12 protein-coding genes are annotated in these 16,258 nt (G+C 40.0%); 2 read left to right on the top strand and 10 right to left on the bottom strand.

Features of this window, described 5'->3' with window-relative positions; translation table 11 throughout:
- Positions 1-409: 409 nt before the first annotated feature.
- A complete protein-coding gene (locus ACLTWA_RS09640) occupies positions 410-604 on the bottom strand; it encodes a hypothetical protein (protein ID WP_412327490.1) in 195 nt (64 codons plus the stop codon).
- A gap of 897 nt (positions 605-1,501) precedes the next feature.
- On the opposite strand from ACLTWA_RS09640, the gene ACLTWA_RS09635 reads away from it, so the two are divergent.
- Positions 1,502-1,882 (top strand): hypothetical protein, encoded by a 381-nt coding sequence (locus tag ACLTWA_RS09635; protein ID WP_412327489.1) that lies wholly within the window; start codon positions 1,502-1,504, stop codon positions 1,880-1,882.
- 12 nt (positions 1,883-1,894) lie between these two features.
- Positions 1,895-2,173 (top strand): hypothetical protein, encoded by a 279-nt coding sequence (locus ACLTWA_RS09630; protein WP_412327488.1) that lies wholly within the window; start codon positions 1,895-1,897, stop codon positions 2,171-2,173.
- 43 nt (positions 2,174-2,216) lie between these two features.
- Here the strand turns inward: ACLTWA_RS09630 and ACLTWA_RS09625 are convergent, their stop codons facing one another.
- The 9 genes from ACLTWA_RS09625 to ACLTWA_RS09585 all read right to left on the bottom strand — a co-directional run bounded on the left by ACLTWA_RS09625 (position 2,217) and on the right by ACLTWA_RS09585 (position 16,249).
- Positions 2,217-2,705, bottom strand: coding sequence for a transposase (locus ACLTWA_RS09625; RefSeq protein ID WP_412328115.1), 489 nt, complete (start codon positions 2,703-2,705; stop codon positions 2,217-2,219).
- A gap of 152 nt (positions 2,706-2,857) precedes the next feature.
- Positions 2,858-2,998 carry an IS3 family transposase gene (locus ACLTWA_RS09620; RefSeq protein ID WP_412328114.1) on the bottom strand — a complete coding sequence of 47 codons (141 nt, stop codon included), beginning with the start codon at positions 2,996-2,998 and terminating at the stop codon, positions 2,858-2,860.
- Between the two features lie 546 nt (positions 2,999-3,544).
- Entirely contained in the window at positions 3,545-3,811 is a 267-nt protein-coding gene (locus tag ACLTWA_RS09615; RefSeq protein WP_412327487.1) for a hypothetical protein, read from the bottom strand.
- Between the two features lie 4 nt (positions 3,812-3,815).
- Positions 3,816-4,229 carry a hypothetical protein gene (locus ACLTWA_RS09610; RefSeq protein WP_412327486.1) on the bottom strand — a complete coding sequence of 138 codons (414 nt, stop codon included), beginning with the start codon at positions 4,227-4,229 and terminating at the stop codon, positions 3,816-3,818.
- Between the two features lie 83 nt (positions 4,230-4,312).
- Positions 4,313-5,806, bottom strand: a complete 1,494-nt coding sequence (locus ACLTWA_RS09605; RefSeq protein WP_412327485.1) for an RHS repeat-associated core domain-containing protein — start codon at positions 5,804-5,806, stop codon at positions 4,313-4,315.
- Positions 5,807-5,860: 54 nt separating this feature from the next.
- Positions 5,861-7,654: a hypothetical protein gene (locus ACLTWA_RS09600; protein ID WP_412327484.1), complete on the bottom strand. Its 1,794-nt coding sequence runs from the start codon at positions 7,652-7,654 to the stop codon at positions 5,861-5,863.
- A 100-nt stretch (positions 7,655-7,754) separates the two neighbouring features.
- Positions 7,755-8,258, bottom strand: a complete 504-nt coding sequence (locus ACLTWA_RS09595; RefSeq protein WP_412327483.1) for an immunity 26/phosphotriesterase HocA family protein — start codon at positions 8,256-8,258, stop codon at positions 7,755-7,757.
- A 230-nt stretch (positions 8,259-8,488) separates the two neighbouring features.
- Entirely contained in the window at positions 8,489-8,953 is a 465-nt protein-coding gene (locus tag ACLTWA_RS09590) for a hypothetical protein (RefSeq protein ID WP_412327482.1), read from the bottom strand.
- A 114-nt stretch (positions 8,954-9,067) separates the two neighbouring features.
- Positions 9,068-16,249 carry an RHS repeat-associated core domain-containing protein gene (locus tag ACLTWA_RS09585; RefSeq protein ID WP_412327481.1) on the bottom strand — a complete coding sequence of 2,394 codons (7,182 nt, stop codon included), beginning with the start codon at positions 16,247-16,249 and terminating at the stop codon, positions 9,068-9,070.
- Positions 16,250-16,258 lie beyond the last annotated feature (9 nt).

The following is a 16,258-nucleotide window of genomic DNA, read 5'->3' as shown; positions in this document are numbered from 1 at the left end:
ATGGTATACTGGTCCCTTGGCTTCCCATGAATACATAGAGTGAGGAGAATGGATTTGAGGAATGTATTATTATTAATGAAAGCACAGGAATAAATTGGAATTATGAAACGTCTGATTAAAAAGTGGCATTTTAATGGTTTATGGAAACGGATCGGATTCATGAAACGATACCTTGAAAATCTCTTGCCATATTATAATGCGGGTGGGGTAGCCGGATGGTTAAAGTAAATTTCATGATTTTTCAGGTATTACATCGGTATTTGGAGTATCAAAGACAAGGTTTCTCTGAAACATCCGTTGGTGTAAAACAGAATACATCCAGCTAATTTATTTATACTATAAACAAAAACGGAGATGGTTTTTTAACCAGTCTCCGTTTTTGTAATTAAATCTGTATGTCACTCTTCTATTATATTTTTTTCAGCCACAAAAGAATTTGTACAACGCAAATTCCTATTCCAAGTATTAAGGCTATTCCTCCCCCAATTTTTGCTGCCATTGGCGATGGTATTTTAGGAAATTGCCGGATTAACTGGTTTACCGGTGTTATTATTAGTTTTCCTCCAAATAAAATCATTACAATTGCCATAATAAAATTTAACATTTCTTTTTCTCCCTTTATTCTATTTTTTTGCTCACGACTAATAGTTCTTTTTCACGAAAACATTAAGTAATTATTTTATATAAATAAAGTTTATCCGTCAGGGCTCTTGCAACATGCCTTTTCATGCACACCTTATAGCATGGATAAGTTTGAATTTATGCTGTTTTAACATAGAATGGCTAAACTCTATACAAACATTATCACATAAATTTCCTTTTTTTATTGAAGGGATGTTTCACGGATTTTCTGTAAGCATTTCTTTAAATGTAAATAATGGGTACTGCAAGAAATCTTAAGTACCTTACGCATTTATTTCACAATATATTGATTAAGATTTGTTTGAATAAAGAACACTTCCTCATCTATCGATTTTTGGCAAATATGGCAGTGGTTCTTTTAATATTTCATTTTATTCTAAAGAGCCTTTTACTTCTTCATAGAAATAGTCTCTATTTTCAAAATATGTTATTGAAGAAAGAGATTCTATTCAGATAGAAATTGTGCTTTTTGGTACATTATATTCGTCAAATGATTCTGCGATGCCTTCGCCTGCTTTCCTATGCAGTTCTATAATCTACTAATTGAATTCAAAGTTATAAGATTTTTGTTTTTTCGCCATGCTGAATACTCCTTTGTCTTTATTATAGAGTGTTCAATTTTTGTGTCCCTACTTATATACGAGCACCATTTTCCATTATTCAACTTAGACCTTGGCTCCACGAATAAAACTCATTTTCGTCTTTTTTCTTATTGTATCCAACATGAATCTTATGTTTTTAAAAAGGAATTCAACTCCGTTCATCAATTTTTGAAAATAATTGGGCGGATATTGACGTAAATATACTAAGATGATAAACTATTTAATATAAATTTACAACTATACAAAGGGAGAAAATTATGAGTATTGAAAAAGTAGGTATTGTTTTTAAAGAGTATTGTTCCAGTAATAAATTTCTAAAGATATTGCTTCCAATAAATATTCCTTTATTATTTATAATGGCAATTTTAAGAAATGTACAAAATTTTATTTCTATGGGTTCTGTAACTGGTACAATTATATATGTCGGTTTTTTACTTAGCGTTTTGCTGACATTTGCAAAATCAGAATATCGTATGTTAAGTATTGGTATTGGTATTTATGCCATAGATTATATTTACACCATCCTACATTCATTATTCAAGTATCATAGACTAAATTGGAGCAGTATTATTTACCTGCTAATTTGGGGTTATTTTTCTTTTACGGCTTACAAAAAATCATTACAAATTCACTCTTAAGGAGAAAAGTTAATGGGATTCTTAGATAACATAAAAACAAAGGGCGCACAAGCTGTTGAAAAAGGAAAAGAATATGCTGAGATAACAAAACTCAATATACAAATTTCTGGCTATGAGGATCAGATTAAAGAATATAAAGTAAAAATTGGTGACATCGTCCTTGTAAACGGACTTCCAATCATGAATGATAATATAGAAATCAAAGAATTACTTGAGAAAATAGAAGAACTTAATCAAATGATTGGGGAAAACAATGATAAAATCAATAATTTAAAAAATGTTATTGTATAATTAATTAGAATGTTAAAAATAAGTTTCGACTAATTGGTTATGACTAGAGTTTAGTGTAAATAGAATAATAAGAGACAGGGGTGCGTAGACTATCCCAAAGTTTGACTGATCTTGCTAATTCAAGGTTATGTCTATAATCCACTGGAATCAGGTCTCCAAGTGAAATTTTTATCCGTTTTTTATTATACCACTTAATGTAACTATTTAGATATTGTACGAAGTGTTCTATGGGAACGCCGATCCAAAATTTCCCATAGAACATTTCATTTTTTAATCTGCAAAAAAAACCTTCGCAAACCGAATTGTCAGGTGAGCATCTTTCTCTTGACATAGAACAGGATAAGCCTTCCTTTTCCATGCGTTCAATCCAACCAGGCCACTTATAATGACAGCCACGGCCAATATGTGTGATTGGTAACTCATCTGTTTTTAATCTCGAAACCGATGTATCAAGCATACTGTTTACGATATCTGCTTTTGGACTTCTTCCAATAATCAAACTCAATATCATTCCAATAAAACGCTCAAGCATTGGTGACAAATATACTTTTCCAGCCTGAAGGGCAAATTTAGTATTGTCGGTCGGCCACTTTGTGCGTGGAGTATCTGCATGAAAATTTCGGGATTTGATATTTTTTATTTCTGTACTGATTTTTCCTCAATAAGACTGATATTTTCTTTTACTTACAAAGCAAACTCCAAAGATTGTTCTTTCATAATCTTACGCACTAGCTTTTCAGATATAATAAGCCCTTGATTTTGTAACTGCTTCCATATCCTTCTATACCCATAGCAATCCCTACTTTTATGAAATGTATTTTTTATAATAATCCGAAGTATAGCATACTTATCCGTTCCCGATAGTCTACAACTTTCTCAGAAATAAATGGTTCTTGTACATGCTTTGAAGCCAAAGGCTTTCTTTTGATATTTTTCTTAGAGGACATAAGACCGATTGCTCCTTTTTCCTGATAAATACGCCTCTATTTATATATGCTACATCGGCTGTATCCTATTTTCCTTGATACATATTCTACATTTTCTCCAAGTTCAACGCAACGATGAAGTGTATTTAGTTTAAGCTCTGTAGAAGGCTGACGAATTTGATCAGTTGTATTGCAGAAATGTGTTTTGTTTACATCATTTCCAATTGTCCAAAATATCCACTCCAGTTTTTTACCTTTGCTTTTTGATATTCATACCATCGGTGTAGGATTGCTGGTGAGAGATATCCCAGCTTTTGTATGGTAGCACTGATAGAGCCTGTTCGTTCAAATTCTTTTATTGCTACTTTTCTTGTTGATTGGTGTACTTAGAATGCATCTTGACTCCTTCCAGTATTCAACTTTATTTCCGCCCATCCCTCCCTAATTAATATTTGCTCACTTTTTTATACTGTTCTGCTAATTCTACTAACTCCACTCCTAATAAATCTGAATAATCCCAAGAATCTATTATTATTCTTGGATAACTTATTATTAATCCTTTGGCTTTTTCCATTGAATCAAGTTCTTTCAAAATAGTTTGCAATTGAGAGATACTCTTTTCACTCAATCCTTTATTTACTTTATTTATTTCAGCAGAAACTTTGTTCTGTAATTCAATATTCTTTTTATATAAATTTTCTACTAATGACATTTTATTATACATATCCCCTTAATTGCTTATGCCTTATTTGATGCATTTTTAAGATATCTATCCCCTTCCCTTCAATAAAGAAGTCTTCAAAAGTATCTCCGAATTTAGTCGCTTCTTCAAAAAAGTTTCCATCACCTGATCCAACAACATACAATCCTACCCCTTCTTGCCCCTTGCCATAATAATACACATTACCACCTAAGTCTGTAGCAAAATTTAATCCTTCCTTAATATCTACTTTAAAATACGGATAATTGTCACCAACATTGATAATATATGTAACATACATGAAGTTTATTATTGATGTACCCTTAATTTTAAATCCATAAATTATTCCTTCTTCCAAAATATTTATTAACATTTTAGGTAGAGGTATTTGGGCTAATTCAGCAACTTTTTGTATGTCTCCTGGTGTCACCTTAATCCGTTACATTTCACTTTCGTTATACAAATTTAAAAATTGGCTGTTAACTACAGACAATAAATTCATTTTGAACCTCCTTATGGACATTTTTCTGATTCTGGTTTGTCATTATGTCCTTCTATACTACTTTCTATCTCTTCTCTCGAATAGCTGAGTATTTCTAATTCTCCGCTTGCAATTTTATCTACATTGTTCCCATTTAATTTGTCTATCATTTTATAATTATTTGCTAAATCCTGCATGACAACATCTTTTGATATTCCTGCATTTAACTGTTGTTGTGCCCCTAATATCAATCGTTCTTGTAATGTTCCTGATGTTGAACCATTTTGTCTGTTATAAGCATTTTGCTGATTTGTAATCACGGTATGAGAGAGATTTTTTACACCATTGGCATTAGTTTCCAATGTTATTGTTGGTGCTAAATCTGGATTATATCCATAAGCACTTAAATTACTAGATGCCCATTTTTGCTGCAGTCCATGATGCGATTGTAGTATTCTAGAAAAATCATCAGAACTAGTGTAACCATATTTTATCGCAGTATCATGGTCATGATTCAAAACATACCTATTGCCATTAGAATCTGTTCTTAGGGCACTTAAGACTTCACTTAATGAATAAACAAATCCACTTGGATCATAATATTTTATTGGATTATTATGGCAGTACGCATACAGATTCAGTCCATCTCCTCGATATACATCTTCCTGTAGGAATCTTCCCACCACTGGATTATAGAACCTTGCCCTTAGATAATACTGACCCGTTTCCTGATCGTATTGCTGACCCGTATACAGAATTCGGTTCTTAATCTCTTCGGACTGGCTTCTTATGGATCCAAATGCATCATACTCATAGAAGTTTTCAATCTCTCTCTTGTTCCCAGTTATATAAGCCGTACTGTTCTGTTCGTCCAGATGATACCCATGGTATCCTTCCCGGCCTTCTGTCTCACTTCCAGCAACACCATATCCAAGAATATACCTGGTTTTCACAGATTCATTCTCATATGTTTCTGCCTGAAGTTCTCCATTATAATAGAGGAAACGGGAAACTTCTCCATTGACAGATGTCCCGGCTCTTAAAAACTCTCCGTCATAGAAATTTTCTAACCGGAAATCACTCTCTTCCACCTCCGTCTGCTGGCCAAACGGATTGTACCCATACCTCCTTTTCTTTCCATTTTCCTTCTCTTCCAGTACATTCCCCTGTAAATCATACCGGTATTCACAGGTCTTTTCCTGGCTGGTTCTTTCTATTAACTGGTTTTTTCTATTATAACAGTACGTTTCTTTTCCTGCAACTGACTCCTTTTCTTTACGGTTTCCACAAAGGTCATATTGGTAGGAAATGGACTCTTTCTCATAGGTTTCTTTTAATAAACGGTTCATGGAATCATAACGGTATTGAATATCAGTTACAACTGTATTTCCTATGTTTCCTGTATTTCCACGTATGTTCTCTCCGCTTATTGTTTTATCTGAATCATATTTTCCTAAAATGATCCGGCTCCCTCTTTTGGCAGTCCGGTTCCCATTTAAATCATACTCATACCGGAAATCAAACAAGGGCTGGTTTTCCGAAACATACGTTGCCAGACGGCTGATATTTCCATCCGTATCCTACTCATAAGCCGTCCTTACTCCATTGAGATGGCAGATCGTCTTTAACTTCCCATCCGGCCAGTGGCTGTATCGTACGATTTCATTTCCGGCCTGATCTTCGATGCTTGACAGATTTCCTCTCCAGTCATAACCATAGAATAACGTTTTCCCCGTAACATCCGTCAGGGTTTTTAACGAGCCATCGGTATCGTAGGTACAGGAAACAAGATTTCGCCCTGATGATGACTTCTTTAACAGCTTTCCATCCGGCCGGTATTCATAAGTATAGCAAAAACCGCCGGACACCGCCTTTTTCTTTCTTCCAAAGGAATCATACTCCCAGCTTCTGATGACCTGATTTTCCCCTTTTTCATTACAGCCGGATTCATAAACCGGATTGCCATCTACATTGTAAATGGTTTTTACCTGATTTCCATTCCGGTCTACATGAAGGATTCTTCTTCCTTCCCGGTCATACCGGAAGGTCTCGCTGTTTCCTTCCTGATCGATGATCTCACAGACCTTTCCCTGGCTGTTATACCGGTAGGTGATTACACCTCCATTAGCATCTGTAGTGCTGGTCACAAGGCCCATGCTGTTATAGGTATAGGTCTCTTTTCCTCCATCTGCGTTCTGTACGCTTTGAATCCGGCCCCAGCTGTCGGTTTCCATTGCCGTATGGTTCTGGTTTCCGTCCACAATTCCTGTCATACGGCCATTGGCATCATAGCGATAAGACTGTGCGGCTTTTCCTTCTTTCCTGCTCCTTGAAGTATAAACCTCTGTTTCCAGTCCATGGATTCCATAACGGTAAGTGAGTTCATTTCCGTCGGCCGTCCGTTTTAAGGAAATATTTCCATCGGCAAAATACCGGTTCTCCTCTAATACTGTTCCGGCTCCATTGGTTCTTGACAGAAGATTCCCATATAAGTCATAGGTATAACGAAAACTGTTTTCTCTTTCTGCCTCCTGTTTTTCCTTATGGTTGTTTTCTTGCCCTCCCTGAGGCAGGATCTCCTTTTCCAAACGGTCATTCAAGTCATACTCATAATGGAAAACAGGACCCAGGCAGTCTTTGACATGAATGATCCGGTTCTTCAAATCATACTGATACTCCAGTTCCCAGACTTCGTTTTCCTTTCCCTGTCTGGCGATCTTCGTGATATTTCCTGCCTGATCATAAGAAACACACACCGTCCGGTCAATGCCGTTTTGCTTATCCAGGGTCCGCTCTAATTTTAAACGGTCACAGCAGTCATACTCCCGAATAATCTCATACCCCTCCGGCGTCTGTATCCGGGTCCGATTGCCATTTTCATCATACTCATACCTGGTTATGGCTGCTTTTGCTTCTCCCGGCAGCGGAGACAGCCCGCTAGCAAGCTCCTCCTTTGTCTCTGTCAGCCTTCCTGCCCGGTCGTAGCTGTAATGAATGATCTGGCGGACTCCCTCGGAAATGGTTTTTTCTTCATAAATCCTCTTTCCCTGTACGTCATAGCGATACTGCACCACAGCTCCCAGCCCATCCTCTGCACGGATCAGGCGGTCCCGTTGATCATAGGAAAACTTCAGATGCAGCTCTTTGCCTTCCTCTTCCTTTAACTGGCCGTCCAGGCTCCAGTAGCCTCCATAACGCTGTTCCCCGGTTTTATTTCCATTGGTATCATAGGTATAAACAGTTCTCTGGTAAAGAACCTCCTGACCGGTTTCCTTTACCGGGCGGTAAGTCTCACAAAGCCGGCCTTTTAGATCATAAGTATACCATTCGGTACGCCCGGATGCATTGGTTTTTCTGGCAGGATTTCCTGACAAATCACATAAACATCATAGAATCCTAGTATCACGTGTCTGATCCGATTTTTGTTTGCATGGTAACAAAGTCTCTCTATTGTATTTCTTTTTTGACAATTTATTATCCCCGTTTAGCTTTTATTAATTCCTTTACTTTGAAATCTCCTTTTGGTGAAAGAAGATGATAATTGTTTTTCTCTTCTTCACTGATTGGTTTTTCATTTCCCCATATATCTGTTATTTTACAAGAATGACCTAGACCATAAGCAAAATAAACATTCTCAAATTTCTCAGGAACATATTCTTCTTGATGACCTATGATTCTCCAGTCACCTTCTGCTTTTCTGTCAAACAGGCTATAAGAATCTAATATTACAGGTTCAATTAGTCTAGAAGATTCAACTATTTCTTCTTCATCTATTATCGGTTCTGATGACATATGATTAAATATCTCTGCTACATGACCAAATGTTATTTTTGCTACAATTCTTCCAAAACAATAGCTCTCCTCATCAAAACTAAAACAAAAAATATCTCCTGGTTTAATATAGCGCAACATTGTCCTTTTTTTCTTTTCCCAACCCCATATCTTTTCATGGAGATTTTTCACCGCTAATCCCTTCATATTCTTTTTTGCTATTATAAGTGTTTTGATCAAAACCGTTCTTTTTTATCAGATGACTGTCAATTAGGCAAAAGTCACCTGTTAGGTGGTTGCACTCGCACTGAAACCAGCCAAGTTCAAGATTTTTAAGGTGTCTATGTAAGTACACCAAATAAATTATCATCACTATTTCTCACAGCAATAACTTCATCAACACGTAATGAAATTTAACTATTAGAAACAGAATAAAGCTATATCCAATACGTCAACTTATTAACATATTCATTTCTTTCAACACAAAGACCAAATTTTAATTCTCGGTCTACTAAAATTAGATCACTATAGCCATCTTTAAATTTTGTAAAATACGCCAATTGTTCTATATTCTCAAAGAAATCTTTAATGAATATTTCAAGAGCTCCATAATCACATGATTTATGATAAAATAATACCGCTTTTTGACTTAAATAATTCTTAAAAAAATTTTTCAAGCTATATACTTCTTTTAAATTATCGGAAATGTCTTTTTCTAAAACTTTAAAGCTATTTAACGAATCAACTTTCTTAAATAATTCAGTTTGCAAAATAAATGTTTCATCTACGCTTAAAAAAGAATCTGGTTGAAGAATTAAATATTTACTTAATTCTTCTACTATTCTTTTTCTATTTAAATTTATTTTTAGTTCTTCTTTTCTTTTTTTCAGATCTGGATTCATATTCTTATAATTCCTCCTTAACTCAAAGTATAAATCATTAGCAAATTTGAACTGAACCACTACTAACGGAAAGCAGCAGTGGCTCAGTTTTACAATCTTTTTTACTTTATTCCTCTATTTAAATCCATTAAAATCATCAGGATAATGTCCAGGGTACTGATTATATCTTCCCTTATCAAACGGATTACCCTTTGCACCATCCGCACCATGAAAATGTGCCCCTCTTCCCATCTTATCTTCCGTATGCAATATTACATATTTTTTCTGTCCATCGACGGTAAATTGATACACTGTCCTATTTTCTGATGTTCCGTCATAAACATACGCATGCGTATCCGGCTGAGCAGATTTGGGTATACCAGCACTTTCCTTTGCTTCTCTAAAAGCTTGCTTGCGTGTAATTTTGCCCGAATCTTTATTAGTACTACCATCTCCAGGCGTTGCACCTTCCTTATTGCAATTACTTACTTGTGTATACCCACTAGGATCATAATAAACCACCGGATTATTCCCACAATATGCATACAGATTCAGTCCATCTCCTCTATACACATCTTCCTGCAAGAATCTACCAACCACTGGATTATAAAACCTCGCTCTTAGATAATACTGGTTGGTTTCCTGATCGTATTGCTGGCCGGTATACAAGATACGGTTCTTGATTTCTTCGGAGTGATTGCGTATGGCACCAAAAGCATCGTATTCGTAGAAGTTTTCAATCGCTTTCTCATTCCCGGTTATGTACACGGTACTGTTCTGCTCGTCCAGATGATACACATGATATCCATTTCTGCCTTCTGTCTCGCTTCCGACTATACCATATCCAAGAATATACCTGGTTTTCACAGATTCATTCTCATAGGTTTCTGCCTGAAGTTCTCCATTATAATAGAGGAAACGGGAAACTTCTCCATTGACAGATGTCCCGGCTCTTAAAAACTCTCCGTCATAGAAATTTTCTAACCGGAAATCACTCTCTTCCACCTCCGTCTGCTGGCCAAACGGATTGTACCCATACCTCCTTTTCTTTCCATTTTCCTTCTCTTCCAGTACATTCCCCTGTAAATCATACCGGTATTCACAGGTCTTTTCCTGGCTGGTTCTTTCTATTAACTGGTTTTTTCTATTATAACAGTACGTTTCTTTTCCTGCAACTGACTCCTTTTCTTTACGGTTTCCACAAAGGTCATATTGGTAGGAAATGGACTCTTTCTCATAGGTTTCTTTTAATAAACGGTTCATGGAATCATAACGGTATTGAATATCAGTTACAACTGTATTTCCTATGTTTCCTGTATTTCCACGTAAGTTCTCTCCGTTTATTGTTTTATCTGAATCATATTTTCCTAAAACGATCCGGCTCCCTCTTTTGGCTGTCCGGTTCCCATTCAAATCATACTCATACTGGAAATCAAACAATGGCTGGTTTTCCGAAACATACGTTGCCAGACGGCTGATATTTCCGTCCGTATCATACTCATAAGCCGTCCTTACTCCATTGAGATGGCAGATCGTCTTTAACTTTCCATCCGGCCAGTGGCTGTATCGTACGATTTCATTTCCGGCCTGATCTTTGATACTTGACAGATTTCCTCTCCAGTCATAACCATAGAATAACGTTTTCCCTGTAAGATCTGTCAGAGTTTTTAACGATCCATCGTTATCGTAGGTACAGGAAACAAGATTCCGCCCTGAAGATGACTTCTTTAACAGCTTTCCATCCGGCCGGTATTCATAAGTATAGCAAAAGCCACCGGACACCGCCTTTTTCTTCCTGCCAAAGGAATCATACTCCCAGCTTCTGATGACCTGATTTTCCCCTTTTTCATTACAGCCGGATTCATAAACCGGATTGCCATCTACATTGTAAATGGTTTTTACCTGATTTCCATTCCGGTCTACATGAAGGATTCTTCTTCCTTCCCGGTCATACCGGAAGGTCTCGCTGTTTCCTTCCTGATCGATGATCTCACAGACCTTTCCCTGGCTGTTATACCGGTAGGTGATTACACCTCCATTAGCATCTGTAGTGCTGGTCACAAGGCCCATGCTGTTATAGGTATAGGTCTCTTTTCCTCCATCTGCGTTCTGTACGCTTTGAATCCGGCCCCAGCTGTCGGTTTCCATTGCCGTATGGTTCTGGTTTCCGTCCACAATTCCTGTCATACGGCCATTGGCATCATAGCGATAAGACTGTGCGGCTTTTCCTTCTTTCCTGCTCCTTGAAGTATAAACCTCTGTTTCCAGTCCATGGATTCCATAACGGTAAGTGAGTTCATTTCCGTCGGCCGTCCGTTTTAAGGAAATATTTCCATCGGCAAAATACCGGTTCTCCTCTAATACTGTTCCGGCTCCATTGGTTCTTGACAGAAGATTCCCATATAAGTCATAGGTATAACGAAAACTGTTTTCTCTTTCTGCCTCCTGTTTTTCCTTATGGTTGTTTTCTTGCCCTCCCTGAGGCAGGATCTCCTTTTCCAAACGGTCATTCAAGTCATACTCATAATGGAAAACAGGACCCAGGCAGTCTTTGACATGAATGATCCGGTTCTTCAAATCATACTGATACTCCAGTTCCCAGACTTCGTTTTCCTTTCCCTGTCTGGCGATCTTCGTGATATTTCCTGCCTGATCATAAGAAACACACACCGTCCGGTCAATGCCGTTTTGCTTATCCAGGGTCCGCTCTAATTTTAAACGGTCACAGCAGTCATACTCCCGAATAATCTCATACCCCTCCGGCGTCTGTATCCGGGTCCGATTGCCATTTTCATCATACTCATACCTGGTTATGGCTGCTTTTGCTTCTCCCGGCAGCGGAGACAGCCCGCTAGCAAGCTCCTCCTTTGTCTCTGTCAGCCTTCCTGCCCGGTCGTAGCTGTAATGAATGATCTGGCGGACTCCCTCGGAAATGGTTTTTTCTTCATAAATCCTCTTTCCCTGTACGTCATAGCGATACTGCACCACAGCTCCCAGCCCATCCTCTGCACGGATCAGGCGGTCCCGTTGATCATAGGAAAACTTCAGATGCAGCTCTTTGCCTTCCTCTTCCTTTAACTGGCCGTCCAGGCTCCAGTAGCCTCCATAACGCTGTTCCCCGGTTTTATTTCCATTGGTATCATAGGTATAAACAGTTCTCTGGTAAAGAACCTCCTGACCGGTTTCCTTTACCGGGCGGTAAGTCTCACAAAGCCGGCCTACTAAATCATAAGTATACCATTCGGTACGCCCGGATGCATCGGTTTTCCTGGTAGGATTGCCGGACAGATCATAAGTGTATTCTGCCTGCACACTCCCGTCCGGTCCTGTGATTCTCTCTAAATGGCCTCCGTCATCATACGTATACTGCCAGCCAGCTCCGTCATCCGTCCTGGCATCGTAGGATTCCGGCATTACATGCTTGATCCGGTTTCCGTTGGCATCGTAAAAGAGTCTCTCGCAGCCTCCGTCCGGATGATGGATCCGGATCTGGTTCCCGTCACTGTCATAATCATAGGTAATTCCTTCGCCATCATCGCTTTCACTTAAATAGGCATTGGGATGAATCCTTTTTATTACATTTCCTTCTCCGTCCAGTACCAGTCTCTCGTGACTTCCATCGGGACGTACCGTATCCGTACGGCGGTCCAAGAAATCGTATTGGTACGTATATTCCCCTTTCTGCGCCTTCCACGCTTTAGGTGGATACATAGCAAGAAGTCTTCCCATTCCATCGTATAGGTAACGGGCTTCGTTTCCTTCTCCGTCCCGCACCATGGTTCTGTAGTTTCTGGCGTTATAACCATACTCCCTCCGGCCGCAGGCATCTTCTTCTGCCATCAGCCGTCCCATGGCATCGTATTCCAGATGGACTTCCTCTCCGTCCGGGTAGGTGATTATAGAAGGCTTTCCCTCATTTTCGTTATATTGATACCGGGTCGTCTTTCCTAAGGAATCTGTTTCCTCTAAGATTCTCCCTTTCCGGTCATAAACATAAGAGTGGGAGAAATGCTCCCCGGCAGAAGATATCTTTTCCTCTGTCTTTATCAGGTTATGGTTATGATCATATTCATAAACGATTTTCCGGCCTGCATTGTCTTTCTTTTCTGCCAGATCTCCGGCTTCATTATATTGGTAAACCGTGCTCAGCCAGCCCTTTTTCTTCTCCTCCGTAATACGTCCGGTGCAGTCATAAGACCAGTCGGTCTCATGTCCCAGACGGTCCTTCTGCCAGATACGGTATCCCTCCTCATTGTAGCGGAAGGCTTCCTCCGTTCCATCCGCATAAACAACCGAAAGGATCTCCATTTTTTTCCCATACACATAGGTAACTTTTTTATTCCCCACGCTGCTGAACACATGGACCTTTCGTTCCTCATCCACATAGTCTGCCTGGTAAAAATCTCCATTGGCAAGGGTCTGGTGCACCATTCTTCCGGCTGCATCGTACCGGTTTTCCAGATATGCCACCTTTGCCTGGTCTACCGCTTTTGTCAGATATCCGTTTTCATCGTATTCATAATGGGTCACTCCCTGATCCATATGTACCACGTCGGTCAGACGGCCGTTTTCATACCGGTACTGCATGGTCCTTCCCAGCAGATCTGACAGCTGGATCAGACGTCCCTCTCTCATGGTTACATGGATTATATAACCCAGAGCGGTTGTTATCTCTTCCAGATTTTCTCCGTGATAGGAAAAGGTCATGGCTTGTCCATTCCTGTCTTTGACGGACTGTAAAAGACCGTTTGACCGGTAATGATACGTCCGGTGCTCCTTATGGTCTTTGATGATCCATTCTTCATGATCCTTTAAAAGCTCAAACCAGCCGCAGCCATAGGTTTTGTTTACTGCCTTTTCTCCATCCCATTCAAAAATCAGATGGTAGCCGCTGTCTAAAACGGTGTGGAGTCTGGTTCCATCCTGATAAAGTTTTCCCTCATAGGAAAAGGTCCAGCCCGCACCTAAAATCCCTTCCCGGGTCACTGTGGAATTGTATCTGCGCTCCATTCGTATGGCTTCTCGGAAATCAGGCAGAATAAAATCTGTAGCAGTGATTAAAAATGCTCCGGAAGCTGCATCCACCGGTTCTCCAAAGAGCTGCCCCAGTCCGCTTGAGATAAAGTTTTCCTTGAGAGAGCCCACCACATCTACTTTTCTTCCCGGCAAGACTGCATCGACCGCCACATCTATGACGGTTCCATACACCGTCTGTACAGCCGCACCTACAACCTTTTTTCCAAGATTTGTATTCACCAGGTTCTGTGCTTTTCCCATAAGGACATTGCCCGTACCTCCCTTAAACATACCAAGGGCTGCGTTAAAGGCTACATTTTTCACATCCACTCTGCCGGTAACCTGATATTCATTGATTGCTCCAAAAATAACAGACCCTCCCATTTGGCTGACCAGATTGGAAACCTGGGATTTGGGGCACATAAATTTACTCATTTTTCCCAGACTGGCTGCATTTTTCAGCGCCTTTCCGCTGACCACATCAAATACGATATCCGTAACCGCTGAGGCAAAATTGTAAGCGTCTTCATTTCCCCCAAACACCGTATCCCGCAGGAAATTGGCAGGCCTTGATGCATCCAGGTTATTGACCTTACTGTAGCCGTCTAATCCTTCTGCCATATCGGCGACTGCAAAGGTTGCTTTCACTCCTGCGGCTACTAAAAGCGGAGCGGTTGCTCCTCCGGTACATACGGTTAAAGCAGTAAGACCCACTACAGTAGCAATACTTAAGACACCTTTTAAAAATTTTGATTTACTTTCCTGTTTTCTTTGAATCAGACTGTCGGCTAAGTCAATATTTTGCTTCTTCCGCTTTTCTGCATCATCTTTTGTAAGCTCCGCCTCAATCTCTCCTGCCGCCGGCACTGCTTCCGGGTGGGAATCTGCCAGGTGCGTCACAAGCCCGGATTTGACATCTGCCTTTTCCTCCAGACTGATACTGTCATCCCCATCTTCGCCCACCTGAAGTGTCACTTTATTTTCCCCTGAAATCATCAGGTTCCTAACAGGCGTTTCCCCTCCGGTCATCATTCCCTTCTGGGTTTTTATGTTGATGTCTTTTCCAAGTATTGACAGAAAACCTGACTTATTGAGACTCAGCAGGATGGAACCGCTGGAATCAGGGGCATAGCTTAGGGAGTCCTTTGTCATATCCATGGCACTTCCGCTTGGATCGGAGAAATTTTTATTATCCGGATTTTTTCCTCCACCGCCGCTTCCTTCTCCGCTCCCGCTTCCTATGGCATGGACTGCCACTGCACTCTGCTCGTCATGCTCCGGAAAATAAATATGTACCCGGCTTCCTTCCTCCGGCATGCAGTAAAAACTACTGCTTTCTATGGCATAGGTGAAATATTTCATCTGTGCAGAGGGTTCGTACACCGGATCAATGTCAAAATGGACCCGTATCCGGTTTCCGCTCCGTTCTTTTACCGTAGCAGGAATGCTCATTCCGTAGATTCTGGGATTTTTCTCCTTTTCTCTCCGGATTCCTTCCTTTCTGGCAAGGGTATAACGGTACACCAGTTCTCCTTTTAGGGTTGAGAACTCCATTCCGGTTACGATTGCAGGAATTTTGTTAAACAATACAGTCTCTCCCATCTGCAAATAACGGCGCGTCCTGATGTTCCACCGGGACGCTTCCTGGGAAAGAATTCCCTGGGGCTTTAGTACTCTTGCATAGTGTGCCATATCCTTTTGAAGAACATAATCCTCCCGCTCAAGCTCAGTCCCGTAATTCATATCCGGAATTCCGAAAAATACTTTTCCGCAGCTATCCTTTGCATCCACCATCAGATATGTTCCGAAATGGCTGGCAAGCCTGCGGAGGAACACCCAGTCACTTTCCTCATACTGCAAAAGCATTTCCGGTATGATCCCGTCACAGCCGGACTCTGACTTTATATCAAACCTTCCATAGTCGGAAAGGACCTTTTTTGCAACCTCCATATAGGTCATGGCTCCGTTTAAAAAGCTTCTGCTTTTTTGTTTCCGTTCCCAGTCTTTTGTGTAAGAATAAGCCTCCACATACAAAAACGGAAGTCCCTGTTCCACTTTTGTGTAAACTGTTTCAATTTTCCCCTGAAATACTACATCTCCGCCTGAATGTTCTGCTTCCCTTACGATTACGGGAAGAACAGAAGCCCTGTTTACAATTTCCTCCGCCATATCACCGTCTACCAGCAGTTTCAAGGCAAGAAATCCGTGATTGTTTAATTCCTGTGTGAGCCGGAATGTCTCCACCTGAATGATGCCTTCCAATGAGAACTCTATTTTCAGTTCCTTGTATGCTAATATCATATCTCATTC

This window comes from Lacrimispora sp., from assembly GCF_046972725.1.
GTDB lineage: Bacteria > Bacillota > Clostridia > Lachnospirales > Lachnospiraceae > Lacrimispora.
Note: the sequence above shows the minus strand (reverse complement) of the source record. Positions and strands in the feature narration are given on the sequence as shown.